Source organism: Microbacterium sp. NPDC008134, assembly GCF_042957055.1.
GTDB lineage: Bacteria > Actinomycetota > Actinomycetes > Actinomycetales > Microbacteriaceae > Microbacterium.
In genome coordinates this window covers 115,141-130,812 of record NZ_JBIBHO010000001.1, presented here as the reverse complement: position 1 = coordinate 130,812, position 15,672 = coordinate 115,141, and the positions used below count along the sequence as shown (strand labels likewise).

General features: G+C 69.9%; 16 protein-coding genes. 6 read left to right on the top strand and 10 right to left on the bottom strand.

The annotated features are described in order from the left end of the window. Positions 1 to 58 precede the first annotated feature (58 nt). Both ACFY9N_RS00660 and ACFY9N_RS00655 read left to right on the top strand, forming a co-directional pair. The gene (locus tag ACFY9N_RS00660) at positions 59 to 895 is read left to right on the top strand and encodes a hypothetical protein (protein WP_391476233.1); all 837 of its coding nucleotides are present in this window, start codon (positions 59 to 61) and stop codon (positions 893 to 895) included. Continuing rightward, the gene (locus tag ACFY9N_RS00655; protein ID WP_391476231.1) at positions 892 to 1,737 is read left to right on the top strand and encodes an SMP-30/gluconolactonase/LRE family protein; all 846 of its coding nucleotides are present in this window, start codon (positions 892 to 894) and stop codon (positions 1,735 to 1,737) included. Before ACFY9N_RS00660 ends, ACFY9N_RS00655 begins: the two co-directional genes overlap by 4 nt. Positions 1,738 to 2,009: 272 nt before the next feature. On the opposite strand, the gene ACFY9N_RS00650 is transcribed toward ACFY9N_RS00655, so the two are convergent. Beyond that, positions 2,010 to 2,978, bottom strand: coding sequence for a C-terminal binding protein (locus ACFY9N_RS00650; protein ID WP_391476230.1), 969 nt, complete (start codon positions 2,976 to 2,978; stop codon positions 2,010 to 2,012). 130 nt (positions 2,979 to 3,108) lie between these two features. Then, positions 3,109 to 3,993: a LysR family transcriptional regulator gene (locus ACFY9N_RS00645; protein ID WP_391476229.1), complete on the bottom strand. Its 885-nt coding sequence runs from the start codon at positions 3,991 to 3,993 to the stop codon at positions 3,109 to 3,111. Positions 3,994 to 4,157: 164 nt separating this feature from the next. On the opposite strand from ACFY9N_RS00645, the gene ACFY9N_RS00640 reads away from it, so the two are divergent. Next, positions 4,158 to 5,432: an MFS transporter gene (locus ACFY9N_RS00640; RefSeq protein WP_391476227.1), complete on the top strand. Its 1,275-nt coding sequence runs from the start codon at positions 4,158 to 4,160 to the stop codon at positions 5,430 to 5,432. 60 nt (positions 5,433 to 5,492) lie between these two features. After that, positions 5,493 to 7,124, top strand: a complete 1,632-nt coding sequence (locus ACFY9N_RS00635) for an amidohydrolase (RefSeq protein WP_391476226.1) — start codon at positions 5,493 to 5,495, stop codon at positions 7,122 to 7,124. A gap of 119 nt (positions 7,125 to 7,243) precedes the next feature. Here the strand turns inward: ACFY9N_RS00635 and ACFY9N_RS00630 are convergent, their stop codons facing one another. From ACFY9N_RS00630 to ACFY9N_RS00610, 5 genes are read right to left on the bottom strand one after another with little or no spacing between them, the layout of a single operon-like run. Beyond that, on the bottom strand, positions 7,244 to 8,089 hold the full coding sequence (locus ACFY9N_RS00630; RefSeq protein ID WP_391476225.1) for a siderophore-interacting protein: 846 nt from the start codon (positions 8,087 to 8,089) through the stop codon (positions 7,244 to 7,246). Further along, on the bottom strand, positions 8,089 to 8,922 hold the full coding sequence (locus ACFY9N_RS00625) for an ABC transporter ATP-binding protein (RefSeq protein WP_391476224.1): 834 nt from the start codon (positions 8,920 to 8,922) through the stop codon (positions 8,089 to 8,091). Before ACFY9N_RS00625 ends, ACFY9N_RS00630 begins: the two co-directional genes overlap by 1 nt. Next, on the bottom strand, positions 8,915 to 9,982 hold the full coding sequence (locus ACFY9N_RS00620; RefSeq protein ID WP_391476222.1) for a FecCD family ABC transporter permease: 1,068 nt from the start codon (positions 9,980 to 9,982) through the stop codon (positions 8,915 to 8,917). Before ACFY9N_RS00620 ends, ACFY9N_RS00625 begins: the two co-directional genes overlap by 8 nt. Next, the gene (locus tag ACFY9N_RS00615; protein WP_391478428.1) at positions 9,979 to 10,989 is read right to left on the bottom strand and encodes an iron chelate uptake ABC transporter family permease subunit; all 1,011 of its coding nucleotides are present in this window, start codon (positions 10,987 to 10,989) and stop codon (positions 9,979 to 9,981) included. The genes ACFY9N_RS00620 and ACFY9N_RS00615 overlap by 4 nt, the downstream gene beginning before the upstream one ends. A 38-nt stretch (positions 10,990 to 11,027) precedes the next feature. Further along, a complete protein-coding gene (locus ACFY9N_RS00610; RefSeq protein ID WP_391476220.1) occupies positions 11,028 to 11,966 on the bottom strand; it encodes an ABC transporter substrate-binding protein in 939 nt (312 codons plus the stop codon). Positions 11,967 to 12,135: 169 nt separating this feature from the next. On the opposite strand from ACFY9N_RS00610, the gene ACFY9N_RS00605 reads away from it, so the two are divergent. Continuing rightward, positions 12,136 to 12,885: an SDR family NAD(P)-dependent oxidoreductase gene (locus tag ACFY9N_RS00605; protein WP_391476219.1), complete on the top strand. Its 750-nt coding sequence runs from the start codon at positions 12,136 to 12,138 to the stop codon at positions 12,883 to 12,885. After that, entirely contained in the window at positions 12,878 to 13,225 is a 348-nt protein-coding gene (locus ACFY9N_RS00600; RefSeq protein WP_391476217.1) for a nuclear transport factor 2 family protein, read from the top strand. The genes ACFY9N_RS00605 and ACFY9N_RS00600 overlap by 8 nt, the downstream gene beginning before the upstream one ends. A gap of 51 nt (positions 13,226 to 13,276) precedes the next feature. Here ACFY9N_RS00600 and ACFY9N_RS00595 read toward each other — a convergent pair whose 3' ends face one another. Genes ACFY9N_RS00595 through ACFY9N_RS00585 form a run of 3 tightly spaced genes read right to left on the bottom strand, consistent with a single transcriptional unit; the run spans position 13,277 to position 15,672 of the window. After that, complete coding sequence (locus ACFY9N_RS00595) at positions 13,277 to 14,521, bottom strand: type II toxin-antitoxin system HipA family toxin (protein ID WP_391476216.1); 1,245 nt, start codon at positions 14,519 to 14,521, stop codon at positions 13,277 to 13,279. Then, entirely contained in the window at positions 14,518 to 14,838 is a 321-nt protein-coding gene (locus tag ACFY9N_RS00590) for a helix-turn-helix domain-containing protein (RefSeq protein ID WP_391476215.1), read from the bottom strand. Before ACFY9N_RS00590 ends, ACFY9N_RS00595 begins: the two co-directional genes overlap by 4 nt. A 42-nt stretch (positions 14,839 to 14,880) precedes the next feature. After that, entirely contained in the window at positions 14,881 to 15,672 is a 792-nt protein-coding gene (locus ACFY9N_RS00585) for an SDR family NAD(P)-dependent oxidoreductase (protein ID WP_391476214.1), read from the bottom strand.

Sequence of the window (15,672 nt, the reverse complement as noted above, 5' to 3'; positions counted from 1 at the left end):
CATCCTCTCGAAGACGGGCCTCTCGGGCGTCGGTGCGCGCCAGTAGGCTGGGCACATCATGCAAGAGTTCCTTACGTGGGCGGGTTCGTACTGGTGGCTCATCTTCCCGATCATGGGGATGGCCGGCGGTGCCGCGAAGGCGTGGGAGCGCTCGGCCAAGCGCCGCCATGAGCGTCGTCTCGAGACGCTGAAGATGAAGGCGCAGCTCAAGACCGCGCAGATCGAGGCGCGGGCCCTGACCTACCCGTCGAAGAACCGCGGGGCGACGGTCGTCGACACGACGGCATCCCCGGTTCCGAACGACCTGCTGACGCGCCTGTTCGCCGAGCACGACGAGATCACCGCACGCTGGCTCGACTACGAACTCGACGTCGCGAAGCTCATCGCCTTCCCCGCCATGAGCGATGGGCGTCAGCCGCTGACCGCCGCGTTCCTGCGCGCGAAGCGCACCGCCGACGCCCTGCGCCCGGCCTCGGCCGAGGCGAAGGTCACTGAACAGCAGGTGTCGGAGTATCTTGACGCCGTGGGCGCGTACGCCGTCGCGTTCGAGATCGCCGAGAAGGATGCCCGGCGTCTGCGCGACTCCACCTTCACCGACGCCGAGCGCAAGCGCCTGGACCGCGCGCAGCAATTGCTCAAGGTCGCGGTCGACGAGTCGGCGACGCAGGCCGAACGCAATGTCGCCTACAAGCGCGTGCGCGAGGAGCTCGACGGGCTCATCCTGCTCTCGGACGACGCCGTGCAGGTGCTCGAGAAGCAGGTCGCGCGCGAGATCACGGCGCCGGCGGCTCCTGCAGCCCCTCCGGTTCCTCCGGTCCCGGCGGCGACGCCCACCCCGGAGGCCGGCCCCGAACCCGAGCGGATGCCGTTGCACCGCACCGACGAGAAGCCGTGAGGGCCGAGAACCTCACCGGCCCGATCTGCGTGCACGCCGAGGCGCCGGTCTGGTCGCCGTCGTGGGGCGGCGTGCGGTGGGTCGACGGCGACGCCGCCGATCTTGTGACGCTGCGCGAGGACGGCATCCACCGTCTGCACCTCGACGACACCTATGCGGCGTTCGTTCGTCCACGGGTCGGCGGGGGGTTCGTGGCGCTCGGCGCGCGGGCGTTGCATCTGGCGGATGCCGCCGACGGCCCGGCGCACGTCGCGGCGACGTTCGACCTGGGCGAGGCCAGGTTCAACGACGGAACGGTCGATCCGCGCGGACGGCTGCTGGCCGGATCGATGGCGCTCGGTGACGCGGGAGCCGTGGGGCGCGTGCTGCGGATCGGCCCTGATCTGTCGACGACGGAGGTGCTGTCGCGCGTGACGGTGTCGAACGGGCTGGGCTTCGCTCCGAGCGGGGCGCGCGCGTACTACGTCGACACCGTCACGCAGCGGATCGATCTGTTCGACGTGGTCGAGGGCGAACTGCGCGGGCGCCGCGGATTCGTGACGATCCCCGAAGAGCAGGGGGCACCCGACGGCCTCACCGTGGCGACCGACGGATCGGTCTGGGTCGCACTCTGGGGCGGATCGGCGGTGCACGGGTATGCCGCGGACGGCTCGCAGATCGCCCGCATCGAACTGCCCGTGCCGCAGGTGAGCGCGTGCACGTTCGGCGGCGACGACCTCGGCACGCTCTTCATCACGACCTCGGCCCAGGGGCTCGGAGCGGATCACGGCACGGAGGCCGGATCTCTCTTCGCCGTGCGGCCCGGGGTGCACGGGATGCCCGTGGTCGCGTTCGCCGGCTGACGGTTTCTCGGGGCGACCCGGTTTCTCGGGGTGGGGCGCTTCGACAGGCTCAGCCCCCGCTGACTCCACCCCTCCTGTGAGCGCGGCATCCGCCGGCACCCGTTCGGGAGGAGAACTCGCCCAAGGGAGGAGGAAAACAGCGGATGCCTCCGCCCAACGCGGAGATCTCCTCCCGAACCTGCGGGGCGGGACGCTTCGACAGGCTCAGCGACCCAGTTTCATCGCGCCCGAGAAGCTGGACTCCTGAGTCGAAGGACTCCACTCCTGCTGACTCAGCCGGCGTAGGCGGGGTTGACGATCGGTACCGACTCCCCTTCCAGGAAGTCGATGATGTTGCGCGCCGCGTGCACGGGGAGGTCGGCGAGCGCCTCGGGCGAGAACCACGCGGCGTGCGGGCTGAGCAGCACCTGGTCGAGGTCGCGCAGCGGGGAGTCCGCCGCGAGCGGTTCCCCGTCGAAGACGTCGAGGGCGGCGGCGCCCAGTCGCCCCGAGCGCAGCGCATCGACCAGCGCCCGCTCGTCGACGAGGGGCCCGCGGCACGTGTTCACGACGACGGCGCCGGGCCGCATCGTCGCGATCGACTCCGCATCGATCAGGTGCCGGGTCGTCTCGGTGAGCGGCACGTGCAGGGTGAGGATGTCGGCCTGCGCCACGGCATCCGGAATCTCGACCGGCTCGCACCCGGCCGCACGAATGCTGTCGGCAGAGGCGTACGGGTCGGCGACGAGCACCCGGAACCCGAGCGCGCGGCATCCGCGAGCGACGATCGATCCGATACGGCCGAAGCCGAGCACCGACACCGTGGTCGTCGACGGACGGACGGCCAGAGGCTGGGCATCCACCGCCTTCCATGTGCCGGCGCGAACCGCGCGGTCGTAGGCCGGAAGCCCTCGGGCCTGGGTCATGATCATCGCGACCGTGTGCGCGGCGACCTCTTCGATGCAGTAGCTGGGGGTGTTCGCGACCGCGATCCCGCGGGCGGTCGCCGCCTCGACGTCGATCATGTCGTAACCGATGCCGACGCGGCTGATGATGCGCAGGTTCGGCATCCGATCGAGCACCTCGGCGGTGATCGGCGCCCACTGCACGACGAGGCCGACGGCATCCGTCCCTGCTGCGGCGAGGTCGTCGGATGCCGGGGAGGCGGCGCGTTCGGCGCGGAGTCCGGCGGAACGGAGGGTGTCTTCGATGACGGTTCCGGGGAGGTCGCAGTCGCTGACGAGGATGAACGGCGTTGTCATGAGTGCGATGCTATAGCATCTAGCGGATGCGTGCGGGATGTGGCCCTTCGACAGGCTCAGGGGCCCAGGTGCGCTCAGGGACCTAGACGCTGGGTCGCTGAGCCTGTCGAAGCGTGCCCGCACAAGACGCTCAGTCCTCGGCGTCGTAGAGGCTCAGCACGTGGTCGGCCGCGAAGGCTGCCAGTTGCTCAGCCACCCCGCGGATGTCGTCGCGCGCATAGTGCGTGCGCTCCCACGCGGCGTACAGCGCGCACTGCATCGGGATGCCACGGTGATGCAGGGGCTTCGAGATCAGCCCGAAGCGCGGCGGCTCGACGACCACGCAGGGGCCGTGCCCGGCGGCCGAACGGGCCTGGATGATGGGGGCATCCGCTCCGAAACTCGCCATCTCGACCGACCACGCCTCACTCTCGGCCGCCCGTTGGATCTGCGTCCACGCGGCCGATCCGGTGCCCGAGGTGAGGAACGGCCCGGCCAGCAGATCCTCCAGCTCGAGCCGCTCCCCCGCGGCGAGCGCGTGCGACGCCGGCAACTGGCAGTAGAGGGGAAGGTTCATGATGCGGATGCTGCTGAGACGCGAATCCGGAGGGCTCGTCGTCACGGCGAGGTCGGCCCCGGAACGAAGCCGGTCGTAGGTCTCGACGGGCGTCGCGACGACGACATCCGAGATCGGCCCGCCGCCCGCGATGAACGGCGCGAGCACGAGCACACTGGTCATCTCAGGGGCCGCGGCGACGAACGAGCGCTCTTTGAGCACGATGCCACTCATCACCTCGCGGGCGCGGCGTCCGCGCCGGACCAGGTCGCGCGCCATCGGTTCGAGGCGGTCGCCGGCATAGGTCGCGACCATGCCCTGCGGCATCCGTCGGAACAGGGATGCCCCCACCTGACGCTCGAGCGACGCGATCTGCCGCGACACGGTAGGTTGCGTTCTGATCAGGCGTTCTGCCGCGAGGCTGACCGAACCGCTGTCGAGCACGGCGACGAATGCCTCGAGCTCACGTTCCCCATACATACGTAAACCGTATACCTGACCCCGTTTTCTTCATTGGACGAGCATGGGGTGATCACCGCAGGATGGGCAGAACCCGAAGTTCCCCCCTTCTTCCCCCGAGACAGAGAGCCCTCCCGATGGCTGCTTCCCGCACTGAGATCAGTTCTGCCCGGCAACGACGCTCAATGTTGGGTGCCTTCGTCGGCACCGCGATCGAGTGGTACGACTTCTACATCTTCGGCACGGCCGCCGCCCTCGTCTTCGGCCGCGTCTTCTACCCCGAGGTCGCCCCCGGTGCGGCCCTGCTCGCCTCGTTCGCCACCTTCTGGGTCGGCTTCCTGATGCGCCCCATCGGTGGCCTGGTGTTCGGCCACTTCGGCGACAAGTTCGGGCGCAAGAACGTGCTCGTACTCACGCTCATCCTCATGGGTGCCGCGACCACCACGATCGGCCTCCTGCCGACCTACGCCCAGATCGGCATGGCTGCCCCGATCCTGCTCGTCGTGCTGCGCGGCCTGCAGGGCTTCGCGGTCGGCGGCGAGTGGGGCGGCGCAGTGCTGCTGTCGACCGAGAACGCCACCGCCCAGAAGAAGGGCCTCGCCGGAGCCTGGGTGCAGCAGGGCTCGCCTGCCGGCTCCATCCTCGCGACCGTGATGTTCCTCATCGTGGGCCTGCTGCCCGACGAGCAGTTCATCACCTGGGGCTGGCGCATCCCGTTCCTCGTGTCGGCGATCCTCGTGATCGTGGGCCTCGTCATCCGTGTGAAGGTCGAGGAGTCGCCCGACTTCGAGGCGGCGAAGCAGTCGAAGGAGGTCGTGAGCGCCCCGGTGCTCGTCGCGATCCGCACCGCGCCGCTGCTGATCGGCCTGGGCGTGCTCGCCTCGGTCATGGGCATCTCGAACGCCTACTTCTCGAACACCTTCCTGCTCGCCTGGACCACCGGATCGCTCGGCATCGAGCGCCAGCTCATGCTCAACATCCTGCTCGGCATGGCGATCCTGCAGTTCATCTGGCAGCCGATCGCCGCGAAGATCGCCGAGCGCTTCGGCATCGCCCGCGTGATGCTCGCGGGGCTCATCCTCAGCGTCGCGCTGACGGTGCCGTACTTCCTGGCCATCCAGGCGGCCTCGCCGCTGTGGATCACGGTCACCCTCTACGCGACCATCATCGGCAGCACCGCCTATTACGCGCTGCTCGCGACGCTCCTCGCCTCGGCGTTCCCGGCCCGCATCCGCTACTCGGGCGTCTCGCTCGCCTACCAGCTGTGCGCGACCGTCTTCGGCGGATCGACGCCGCTCGTGGCGCAGTGGATCCTCAACTCGACCGGCGGCAGCGTCTGGGGCGTGGCGGTCTTCTACGCCGTCATGATCCTCATCACGATCGCCGGAGTCTGGGGTCTGCAGCGACGCATCGCGCGATCGGTCGAGGCCGAGACCGCGGCCACGGCATCCGTGGCCTGACGGCATCCGTCCCGCTCACCCGTAGCCCGCCCGACCCGACAACCCGACCCGAGAGAGACCATGCGCGTCGACACCATCTTCACGAACGCCCGCATCCGCACGCTCGATGCCGACCGCCCCACGGCGCACAGCATCGGCGTGCTGAACGGCCGGATCATCGGCTTCGACGATGAGCTGCTCGGCGTCGAAGCAACGCGCACGGTCGACCTCGGCGGGCAGCCGGTGCTGCCCGGGTTCCACGACGCGCACCACCACCTCTCGCTCACGGGCTTCCGGCTCGCGTCGTTGAACCTGCGGCCGGGCGCGGTGAACTCGCTCGACGAGCTGTACGAGGCGGTGCGCGTGCACGCCGAGGGGCTGGCACCGGATGCCTGGGTGCGGGGCTCCGGCTACGACCAGAACTTCCTCGAGGGGCATCCGACGGCCGAGGGGCTGGATCGGGTCGCGGGCGGGCGGCCCGTCATCCTCGAGCACGTCTCCGGGCACATGATGGTCGCGAACACGAAGGCCTTCGAGCTCGCGGGATACACGGGACGCGAGGGGTTCCCGGAAATCGCCGGCGGCGGCATCCCGCGCGACTCCGAGGGCCGGCCGGAGGGCCTGCTGCAGGAGTCGGCGATGGCCCCGATCTTCGCGCTCGTGCGGCCGATGAGTCTGGACGAGGTGCAGCGCAACCTCGGGCTCGCAAGTGACCAGGCGCTGAGCTACGGGCTCACCTCGGTCACCGAGCCCGGGATCGGCGAGATCCGCATGGTCGGCAACAGCCCTCTCGACTACCACGCCTACCAGTCGGCGGTCGAGCAGGGGCAGCTGCGCGTGCGCACCACGCTCATGCCGTACATCACGGTGCTGCACCCGTTCACCGACCTGCCCGACAAGGACGTGCTCGGTCTCGACCTCGGCATCCGCACCGGCCTCGGCGACGACATGCTGCGCGTCGGACCGGTGAAGATCGTCGCCGACGGATCGTTCATCGGGCGCTCGGCCGCCATGCACGCCTGCTTCCACGGCGAGGCCGACAACTTCGGCGTGCTGCTGCACGAGCCCGACGCGCTGCGCGACTACATCGTGGGCGCGCACCGCGCCGGGTGGACCGTCGCGACCCACGCGATCGGCGACCGCGCGATCACGCACGTGCTCGACGCGATCGAGCACGCCCAGAGCATCGCGCCGCGCCCCGACGTGCGGCACCGCATCGAGCACTTCGCGCTGGCGAGCGACGACGACATCGCGCGCGCCGCCCGGCTGGGCGTGATCCCCGTGCCCCAGGGCGTGTTCGTGTCGGACTTCGGCGACGGCATGGCCGCGGCGGTGGCGGCCGACCGACGCGACGACATCTATCGGGTGAAGTCGCTGGCGGATGCCGGGATCGTGCTGAACGGCTCGACCGACTCGCCCATCTCCGACGCGAACCCGCTCGTGTCGATCCGTGACATGGTGCTGCGTAGCACGAGCGGCGGCGAGGTGCTCGGCGAGCGCGAGCGCGTGACGGTCGACGAGGCCGTGCGCGCCTACACCTACGGCTCGGCGTACGCAGTCGGACAGGAGCACGTGACCGGCACGCTGAAGGTCGGGATGCTGGCCGACTTCATCGCCCTGAGCGCCGACCTCTACGAGATCGAGCCCGAGCGCATCGCCGATCAGTACGTCACGACGACGGTCGTCGGCGGCGAGGTCGTGTTCGAGCGCTGAGGGTGCGGCAACCGTTCCCCTGGCTCCCGTCGCAGTTTCTGTCGTTCTGACGCTCTCAGACCGACAGGAAGTGCGACGGGAGCGGACGGATGCCGGGGCGGATGCGGCCGGGCGGGCTCTCAGCCGACGAGCGGGCCGCCGCTCTTCCAGTAGCCGAGGAACGACACCCGCTCCTTCGGGATGCCGAGCTCGGCCGTGAGGTAGCGCCGGATCGCCGTCGTCGTCCCCGACTCGCCGGCGATCCAGGCGTAGAACCCGGCATCATCGCGCGCCCCGTCGCCGTGCGCAGCCCCCCAGGCGCGCACCGTCTGCTCGACGCGGGGGTCGCCGCTCTCGCGCAGCACGCGCTGCACGCGGATGCCGTCGGGTGCCTCGGCCGAGATCACATCGTCGGCCGCGTCGGCGCACTCGAGGATCACCTCGCACTCCGCATCCGACCCCAGGGTGGCGAGGATGCCGCGCACCGCGGGGAACGCCGTCTCGTCTGCCACGAGCAGGAACCGGCACGCATCGCCCGGCTGCCAATGCAGTCCGTATCCCGTCCAGCCCATCCGTGCGTCGGGTCCGTTCACCACGAGGTGGTCGCCCGGCTGCGCCGCTGCGGCCCACGCGGATGCCGGCCCGGCCGGGTCGTGCAGGAAGAAGTCGATGTCGATCTCCCCTTGCTCAGCGCGGATCGCCGCGGGCGTGTAGGTGCGCAGCACGTTGCGCTCGTCCTCGGGGAGCTCGCGCCAGCGCGTGTACCAGTCGGAGGGATGCGGGGTGGGTTCGTCGAGAAGTCCGGTGTCGGCGAAACTGCCGTCCGGCAGGGGCAGCACGACCTTGATCCGCTGGTCCATGCCCCAGGCGGCGAAGTTCCGAAGACTCTCTCCGGCCAGCGTCAGGCGGACGAAGTGCGGGCTGAGCGTCCGCCGCGCGCTCACACGCACGGGGAACGCGCTGTACGCCCAAGGGCGCTCGACCATCACGACCGCCCTCCAATCGGCGCCGTTCCGCGCAGGGGCACGACGAGCGGGCCTCCGGTGACCGGGTCGGGGATCACGACGTTCGCGAGGCCGAACACCTCGTGCACCCGCTCGCTCGTGATGACCTCGTTCGGAGGGCCCTCGGCGAGGATGCGACCATCGCGCATCGCGATGATGTGGCTCGCGTACCGCGCCGCGTGGTTGAGGTCGTGCAGCACCGCGACGAGCGTGCGACCCTCGGCGTTGAGCTGGGCGAAGAGCTCCATGAGCTCGACCTGGTGCGCGACGTCGAGAAAGGTGGTCGGCTCGTCCAGCAGCAGCAGATCGGTCTCCTGCGCGAGCACCATCGCCACCCAGACCCGCTGACGCTGACCTCCCGAGAGCGCATCGACGGGGCGGTCGGCGAGATCGGCGGTTCCCGTCGCTTCCAGGGCCCGCGCGACCGCGTGCTCGTCGGCATCCGACCACTGACGCACGAGATTCTGGTGCGGGTAGCGGCCGCGGGCCACCAGATCGGCGACCGTGATGCCGTCGGGCGCCACCGCGCTCTGGGGTAATAGACCGAGTCGCCGAGCGACCTCCCTCGCCGGGAACGCGCTGATCGTGCGCCCATCGAGCACGACACGTCCACTCGTCGGCGCGAGCAGGCGCGACAGACCGCGCAGCAGTGTGGACTTGCCGCACGCGTTCGGCCCGATGATCACCGTGAAACCGCCCGTCGGCACGGCCACTGAGAGGTCGCGCACGATCTCGGTGCGGTCGTACGACAGCGTGATCGCCTCGGCCGAGAGACGGGAGGCGGACGAGTCGAACGGGGGCGGGGTCTCAGGCACGGCGGCGGATCTCCAGGATGATCATGAGGACGAGGTACGCGCCGCCGACCGAGACGGTGACGACCCCGACGGGCAGAGGGGTGGGGAGCACGTGCTGGGCGACCAGATCGGCACCGAGCAGCAGCACGCCTCCGAACAGCGCGGAGAGTACGAGGGAGAGCTGCGGTGTGCGGGCGACGAGTCGGGCGATCTGCGGGGCGGCGAGCGAGACGAACGCGACGGGCCCCGCGACCGTGGTCGCCGCGGCGACCAGCACGACACCGACGAGCAGGGCGACCGTGCGGATCATCGTCGGTCGTGCGCCTGACGCCGCCGCCATGTCGTCGCCCAGGCCGAGCTGACGCAGCGCCGGCACGAGCACGAACGCCGCGACGACGAACGGAAGCGCGCACAGCAGCGCACCGATGAGCGGCCCGGCGGTCACGCCGTTCAGCGATCCGGTGCCCCAGGCCGAGGCGAACATCGCGGTCTCGAGTTCGATCTGCAGCAGCATCCACGTGTTGAGCGATGCCAGGATCGCCGAGACGCCGATGCCGACGACGATCAACCGGAAGCCCTGCACCCCGCCGCGCGCCGCGAGGAGCCAGATCACGAGCGCCGTCGCCAGACCCCCGACCAGTGCGCCGGCGGTGAGTTGCGGCCAACCGGTCGAGACGAAGACCAGGGTGAGCAGCATCCCCGTGAACGCGCCGTTCGAGAGGCCGAGGATGTCGGGGCTGGCCAGCGGATTCCGCGTCACCGTTTGGAACAGCGCGCCGGCGATGCCGAGCAGCGCCCCGATCGTGATCGCGGCGACGGCTCGCGCCAGCCGCCAATCGATGACGACCGTGCGATCCATGGCGTCGCCGCCTCCGAAGAGCGTGCGCACGACGTCCTGCGGCGCGACCGGATACGTGCCGAGACCGAGCGCCAGCACGCCGAGCACGCACAGGGCGGCGACGGCCGCGAGCCCCACGACGATGCTGCGCAGGCGAAGCGGAATCCGCACCGGCCCGATGCGCAACAGCACCCGACGGTATCCGACCGGGGTCGGACGGGTCGTCGTCGACGGCGCGCTCACAGGGCGCTCGCTCGACGACGGCGGGCGAGGAGGATCAGTACGGGTGCGCCGACGAAGGCGGCCACGATGCCCACCGGCACCTCGGCGGGCGCGATGATGACCCGGCCGAGCACGTCGGCGAGCAGCAGCACCACGGGGGCCAGCACCGCCGAGAGCGGCAGGATCACCCGCTGATCGATGCCGAAGGTCCAGCGGATCACGTGCGGCACCATCAGTCCCACGAACGCGATCGGGCCGGCGAGCGCCGTGGCCGCGCCGGCGAGCAGGGTCACGGCGACGATCACCCCGATGCGGATGCCGACGACGTTCGCACCCTGGGCGCGGGCCACGTCTTCACCGAGACCGACCGCGTTCAACCCCGGCGCGAGGACCACGGCGAGCACCAGACCGAGCAGGACGAACGGCACGATGGGCAGGATCACGTCGAAGCCTCGGCCGAGCAGCGAGCCGGCGTTCCAACTGCGCATCGAATCGAAGGCATCCGGGTCGCTGAGAGCGATGCCGGTGGTGATACCCGACAGCACCGCGCCGAGCGCGACACCCGCGAGGGTGAGCCGAATCGGATCGGCCGAGCCGCGGCCCGACGAACCGACGAGGTAGACGGCGACGGTGACCACGAGGGCGCCGAGGAAGGCGAGCCACACGAACTGTGACGCATCGCGCAGACCCAGCAGGCTCACCCCGAGGGCCACCGCGAGCGCTGCGCCGGCGTTCACCCCGAGGATGCCGGGATCGGCGAGCGGGTTGCGGGTGAAGGCCTGGATCAGCGCTCCGGCGACACCGAGAGCGGCGCCGGCGACCAGTCCCGTGACCGTGCGGGGAACGCGGAGGTCGAGGACCACGTAGGCGGTCTCCGGGGTGCCGTCGCCGCGCAGCGCCGCGGCAACGGCATCGAGCGAGAGCGGGTTGGCGCCCACGGCGAGCGAGAGCAGCACGGCGCACACGAGTGCGGCCACGAGGAGCAGGATCCCCGCGACCGCGCGCACGCCACGACGGGGACGCCGCATCCGCGGCGTCCCCGTGCGCTCGTCCGTGGCGACCGTCGTCACCGGTTCGCTGCGAGGAACGTCTCGATGTCGTCGAGCACCGCCTGGGCGCCCTTCGGCCCCACACCCGACACCCAGTAACTGGTGTCGACCGGGGTCACCGAGGGGAAGGCATCCGCATTCTGGGCGATCGCCGCAGGGATCTCCGCCTCGTCATCGACGTCGGCAACGGTCACGAAGACGTGATCGGCCGCGGCCGACAGGATGTTCTCGGGCGAGATGTCGGCCTGCAGGCCGTCGGCCCAGTCCTGCTCGGGGATCGTGAAGCCGACGCACTCGAGCAGGCTGCCCGAGAACGACACCGGACCGTAGAGGCTGAGGGTCGTCTCGTCGCGGGGGCGGATCAGCTGCACGGTTTGGCCGTCGACGGCGTACTCGTCGGACAGCGCCTCGCAGCGCTCGTCGACGCCCGTCAGCAGATCGGCCACCTCGTCCTCGCGGCCCAGCGCTTCACCGATGAGCAGTGCGTTGTCGCGCCACGGGTCGGCCTGGGTCTCGATGAACACCGTCGGCGCGATCGCCGAGAGCTGCTCGTAGAGCTCGGAGTGGCGGGCCTCGGTACCGAGGATCAGGTCGGGCTTCAGGGCGGCGATCGCCTCGAGATCGGGCTCGGGAACGGTTCCCACGGGCTCGACGCCGTCCGCATCGAGGTACGCGGGCGCTCCGGTGACGTTGCTGGCGACGGCGGCGCCGACCGGCTCGATCCCGATCGCGACGGCGGTGTCGAGTTCGAGCGGCTCGAGGGTCACGACGCGCTGAGGGTCATCGGGAACGGCCGTGGTGCCGCGTGCGTGCTCGACCTTGTGCGTGCCGGTCGTCTCGGCTGCGGTGTCGCCCTCGGCGGGGGCGTCGGTCGCCGTGCATCCGGACAGCAGGAGAAGGGCGCAAGCCGAGGCTGCGAGGATCGCCCCGGGGCGGCGACGGGCACGTGTGAGCATGACGAATCGTCTCTTTCTGAAGGAGGTCGAGCGAGTGGGGAGCGCGAACGAAGCACGCGAAAGCCGAAGCGAGTTCGGTAAGGCAACCCTAACAGCATCGACAATCGGTGCCGAAGGTCGGCCATTCTGCGGCATTCATTTTCGGATGCTTTTGCTATAGCGTTTAGGGATGGACACCCGCCGCGCACTCATCACCGGGGCCAGCTCCGGTATCGGAACCGCTGCCGCCCTCGAACTCGCCCGCGAAGGGCTCGACGTCTGGCTCACGTACACCGGGCGGGAGGCCGAGGCCGCGCGCGTCGCCGAGGAGTGTCGGGCGGCGGGAGCATCCGATGTGCGGGTCTCGCGACTCGACCTGCGCGACCCCGCCTCGATCGACGCGCTCGTCGCGGAGGTGACGGATGCCTGGGGCGAACTGCACGTGCTCGTCAACAACGGCGGGGTCTGCCCCTACACGCCGTACGACGAGATCGACATCGAGGAGTGGGACGGCGTGCTCGAGACGAACGTGCGCGGCACTTTCCTGCTCACGCGCGGATCGCTGCCCCTGCTGCGCGCCGCGTCGGGCGACCGCAGCGTCATCAACCTCTCATCGATCGCCGGGCAGGTCGGCGCCCTGCAGACCGGCCTCCACTACGCGGCGAGCAAGGGCGCCATCCTGGCGCTGACCCGCAGCTTCGCCCGCCACCTGGCACCCGAGGGCATCCGCGTGAACGCCGTCACCCCCGGCCCGGTCGCGAGCGCCATCACCGACCAGTTGCAGGGCGAGGGGCGCGCGAAGCTCGAAGCATCGATCCCGCTCGGCGCGTTCGGACAGCCCGCCGACGTCGCCTGGATCATCGCCTCGCTCGCCTCGGCGCGGGCCGGGTTCATCACCGGCGCCACCTACGACGTCAACGGAGGAGTTCGCATTGACTGACAGCATCCGCTCCCGGTCCGCGGAGCAGACCGTGCACGACCAGCTCGACGCGTTCAACGCGCACGACCTCGATGCGTTCGTCGCGACGTATGCCGCGGATGCCGTCATCACCGGTGTCGCGCCCGAACCGGTCGTCGGCACCGCCGCGATCCGCGCGTTCTACGAGCCCCGGCTGCAGAACCCCGAGCTGTCGTGCGTGATCGAGCAGACCGTGCTCTTCGGTGACCGCTGGGTCGTGGCGCAGGAGCAGGTCATCAACGCGGGGGTCGCCACCGAGACCATCGCGACCTTCGACGTGGTCGACGGGCTGATCAGCCGGGCCTCGATGCTCAAGGCGTAGTTCCCGTGTGGACGCGCCACCGAGGCCTGCCGTTCTCTCGGACGCGCCCGCTCAGCTCCTGAGCACCGCGATACCACTCTCGATCTCGTCGGCGAATCGCGCGATCTCCGATCCACGAACACGATTCACTTCCGCGGCGTCTCGCCACCCGTCGAGGATGTCGGCGATCCGCTCGCGCTCGCTCCTGGCCGCGGAAGGACTCAGGCGACACGCACGCGCGAGTTCCCTCAGCCCCTCGCTCTCATCACCGTGGTGACTCGCTCCGGCGATCGTGGTCTGGCGCGCCTTCGGATCCGGCTCAGGGTTGATGTCGAAGGCAGGGCTGAGCGCCCATCCGCTCTCGGCATGCAGGAGCCCATGGTTGCGCAGATGGTCATCGGTGTTGTGCAGCCCGACGCTCAGCACAGCGCGCCGATAAAGCTCGCCGAGGTCGTCCTTCACCCGACCGCCCATCTCCTCGATGGCCTCGGCGATCTCGACGTAGTCACCACCGGCTCCGTCCCCCCGCTCCAAGACGGTCATGGCACTCATGTATCCGATGCGCGCGCCGTCAGGCGTGCGATCGAACCGATCGAGCAGCAGAACGTTGCGGCCATCGACAGGAGTCAGCCGGTACGTGGGGACGGCCACACCCGCCGCCATCGCGAGATCCAAGGCGGTGGCCTCCCACGCCATCACATCCCAGTCGTCCTCGGGGTGGGGGAACTTCGCGATGAGCAGCTCGCCACGGTCGCCCTTCACCGCCGCTTTGGGACGCGCACCCCCGAGAGAACCGGTTCCCGCATCGAGGAGCATCCTCACCGCGGCGAGGCTCTGATCCCCCTCATCTCGAGCAGCGACCTCGGACGCGCGCATCAGTTCGGCCAGGCGGAGCATCTTCGGTACGTCGTGATCAGGATCCAGAAACGGAGACTCGGAGTTCCGGCGGAACCGGAGAGCGCCCTGGCGCGTGGCGTCACTGACCGCGACGAGGTAGTCGACGTCATCCAGCGATCGCTGGGCCCGCTGTTCATGGAGGGCCAGCGCGCGCTCTCGCTTCAGGACGAGGTTGCGGCCCCACCGATCCGGCGCGCAGTCGGAGAAGGCGCCGGGAAGGCCCGTTGCCTGCTGCGATCCGCTGTACAGCCCGAACCTCGGATCCACCTCGTACGCGAGCGCGTTCGCGAGGTACTCCGGTTCGTACTGGAACATCGTCGACGAGAGTGCGCCACGCCTGCGATTGAACTGCACTCGCCCGGCGAGCACGGTCTCGCCGGCGATATCGACGTGCAGGTCCACGGAATCGAGGCGAGTCATCTCACACGCTTCCGGTTGATGAGATCAGCTCTCGCCCGGCCGATATCCGTGGTCAGTGGATCAAGCGCTTCCGTGAGCTTCTCGAGCACGCCGAGCCCCCGGGCCACCCGGAGCACGACGTGGAAACCGACGGAAGGGTCGCCGTGCTCGAGTCGACGCAGCGTCCCCCGCGAGATGCCTGCACGCTCGGCGACCTGCTCGGCAGTCAATCCAAGGATCTTGCGCCATGCCGTGAAGTCCTCGCCGATTTCGGCGCTCGCGTGCCGCACCTTCACGGGCAGCCGGGGGGCGTAAGAACCTTCTACTGTGGTCGACATAGCTACCATTATCGACGATAATGGTCAGGCTGTAAACCAGAATCAGTCGCCGAAGCGTGCGCGGAGCGCCGGGTCGACGGCGATGTCGCCGAAGGATGCCGTCCACGCGCCGTCGACCGCGATCGACTGCCCCGAGAGGTACGGCGCCTCGTCCGACAGAAGGAACGCCGTGACCGCCGCGACCTCCTCAGCGCGGGCGATCCGCCCCATCGGGGGCCCTTCCGCCAGTGCCCGCTCGGCGGCGACGGGGTCGTCGGATGCCGCGATCTGCGTCTCGAGGTGCGGCGTGCGCACGCCTCCCGGCGCAACGGTGTTGGCGCGTATGCCGAGACCGCCATACGTCACCGCGACACTGCGCGTGAGTGCGTCGATGCCGCCCTTGGTGAACTCGTAGGCCGCGTGGTCGACGAACGACGCCCGGCCGTGGATCGACCCGATGTTGACGATCGCTCCGGCCACGCCCTGATCCACGAAGGCCGAGACGGCGACCGAGCAGCCCCAGATGTATCCGAACCCGTTGATGTCGAGGATCTCGCGCACGACCTGCTCGTCGAGATCGTGCAGGGGCGTGCGCTTCGTGATGCCGGCGTTGTTCACCCACCCCGATAGCGGCGCGAGGCGACGGGCGACCGTCGCGGCGCGTTCGTGCACCGCACGATCGGCCGCATCGCCCAGCACGACCTCGGCCACGATGCCGTCCTCGACGGTGCCCGATCCGGCGGAGCGTTCGAGGCCGACAACGGTCCATCCGTCGGCTGTCAGCCGCTCGGCGACCGCTCGCCCGATCCCCTTGCCGCTTCCCGTCACCACGACACTGCGCGCCACATCACCCAT

Bases quoted from the DNA above. Each gene is read 5' to 3' on its own strand.
- ACFY9N_RS00660 (WP_391476233.1), top strand. From the start codon at position 59: ATGCAAGAGTTCCTTACGTGGGCGGGTTCGTACTGGTGGCTCATCTTC.
- ACFY9N_RS00650 (WP_391476230.1), bottom strand. From the start codon at position 2,978: ATGACAACGCCGTTCATCCTCGTCAGCGACTGCGACCTCCCCGGAACC.
- ACFY9N_RS00645 (WP_391476229.1), bottom strand. From the start codon at position 3,993: ATGTATGGGGAACGTGAGCTCGAGGCATTCGTCGCCGTGCTCGACAGC.
- ACFY9N_RS00640 (WP_391476227.1), top strand. From the start codon at position 4,158: ATGTTGGGTGCCTTCGTCGGCACCGCGATCGAGTGGTACGACTTCTAC.
- ACFY9N_RS00635 (WP_391476226.1), top strand. From the start codon at position 5,493: ATGCGCGTCGACACCATCTTCACGAACGCCCGCATCCGCACGCTCGAT.
- ACFY9N_RS00630 (WP_391476225.1), bottom strand. From the start codon at position 8,089: ATGGTCGAGCGCCCTTGGGCGTACAGCGCGTTCCCCGTGCGTGTGAGC.
- ACFY9N_RS00615 (WP_391478428.1), bottom strand. From the start codon at position 10,989: ATGCGGCGTCCCCGTCGTGGCGTGCGCGCGGTCGCGGGGATCCTGCTC.
- ACFY9N_RS00610 (WP_391476220.1), bottom strand. From the start codon at position 11,966: ATGCTCACACGTGCCCGTCGCCGCCCCGGGGCGATCCTCGCAGCCTCG.
- ACFY9N_RS00605 (WP_391476219.1), top strand. From the start codon at position 12,136: ATGGACACCCGCCGCGCACTCATCACCGGGGCCAGCTCCGGTATCGGA.
- ACFY9N_RS00595 (WP_391476216.1), bottom strand. From the start codon at position 14,521: ATGACTCGCCTCGATTCCGTGGACCTGCACGTCGATATCGCCGGCGAG.
- ACFY9N_RS00590 (WP_391476215.1), bottom strand. From the start codon at position 14,838: ATGTCGACCACAGTAGAAGGTTCTTACGCCCCCCGGCTGCCCGTGAAG.
- ACFY9N_RS00585 (WP_391476214.1), bottom strand. From the start codon at position 15,672: ATGGGTGATGTGGCGCGCAGTGTCGTGGTGACGGGAAGCGGCAAGGGG.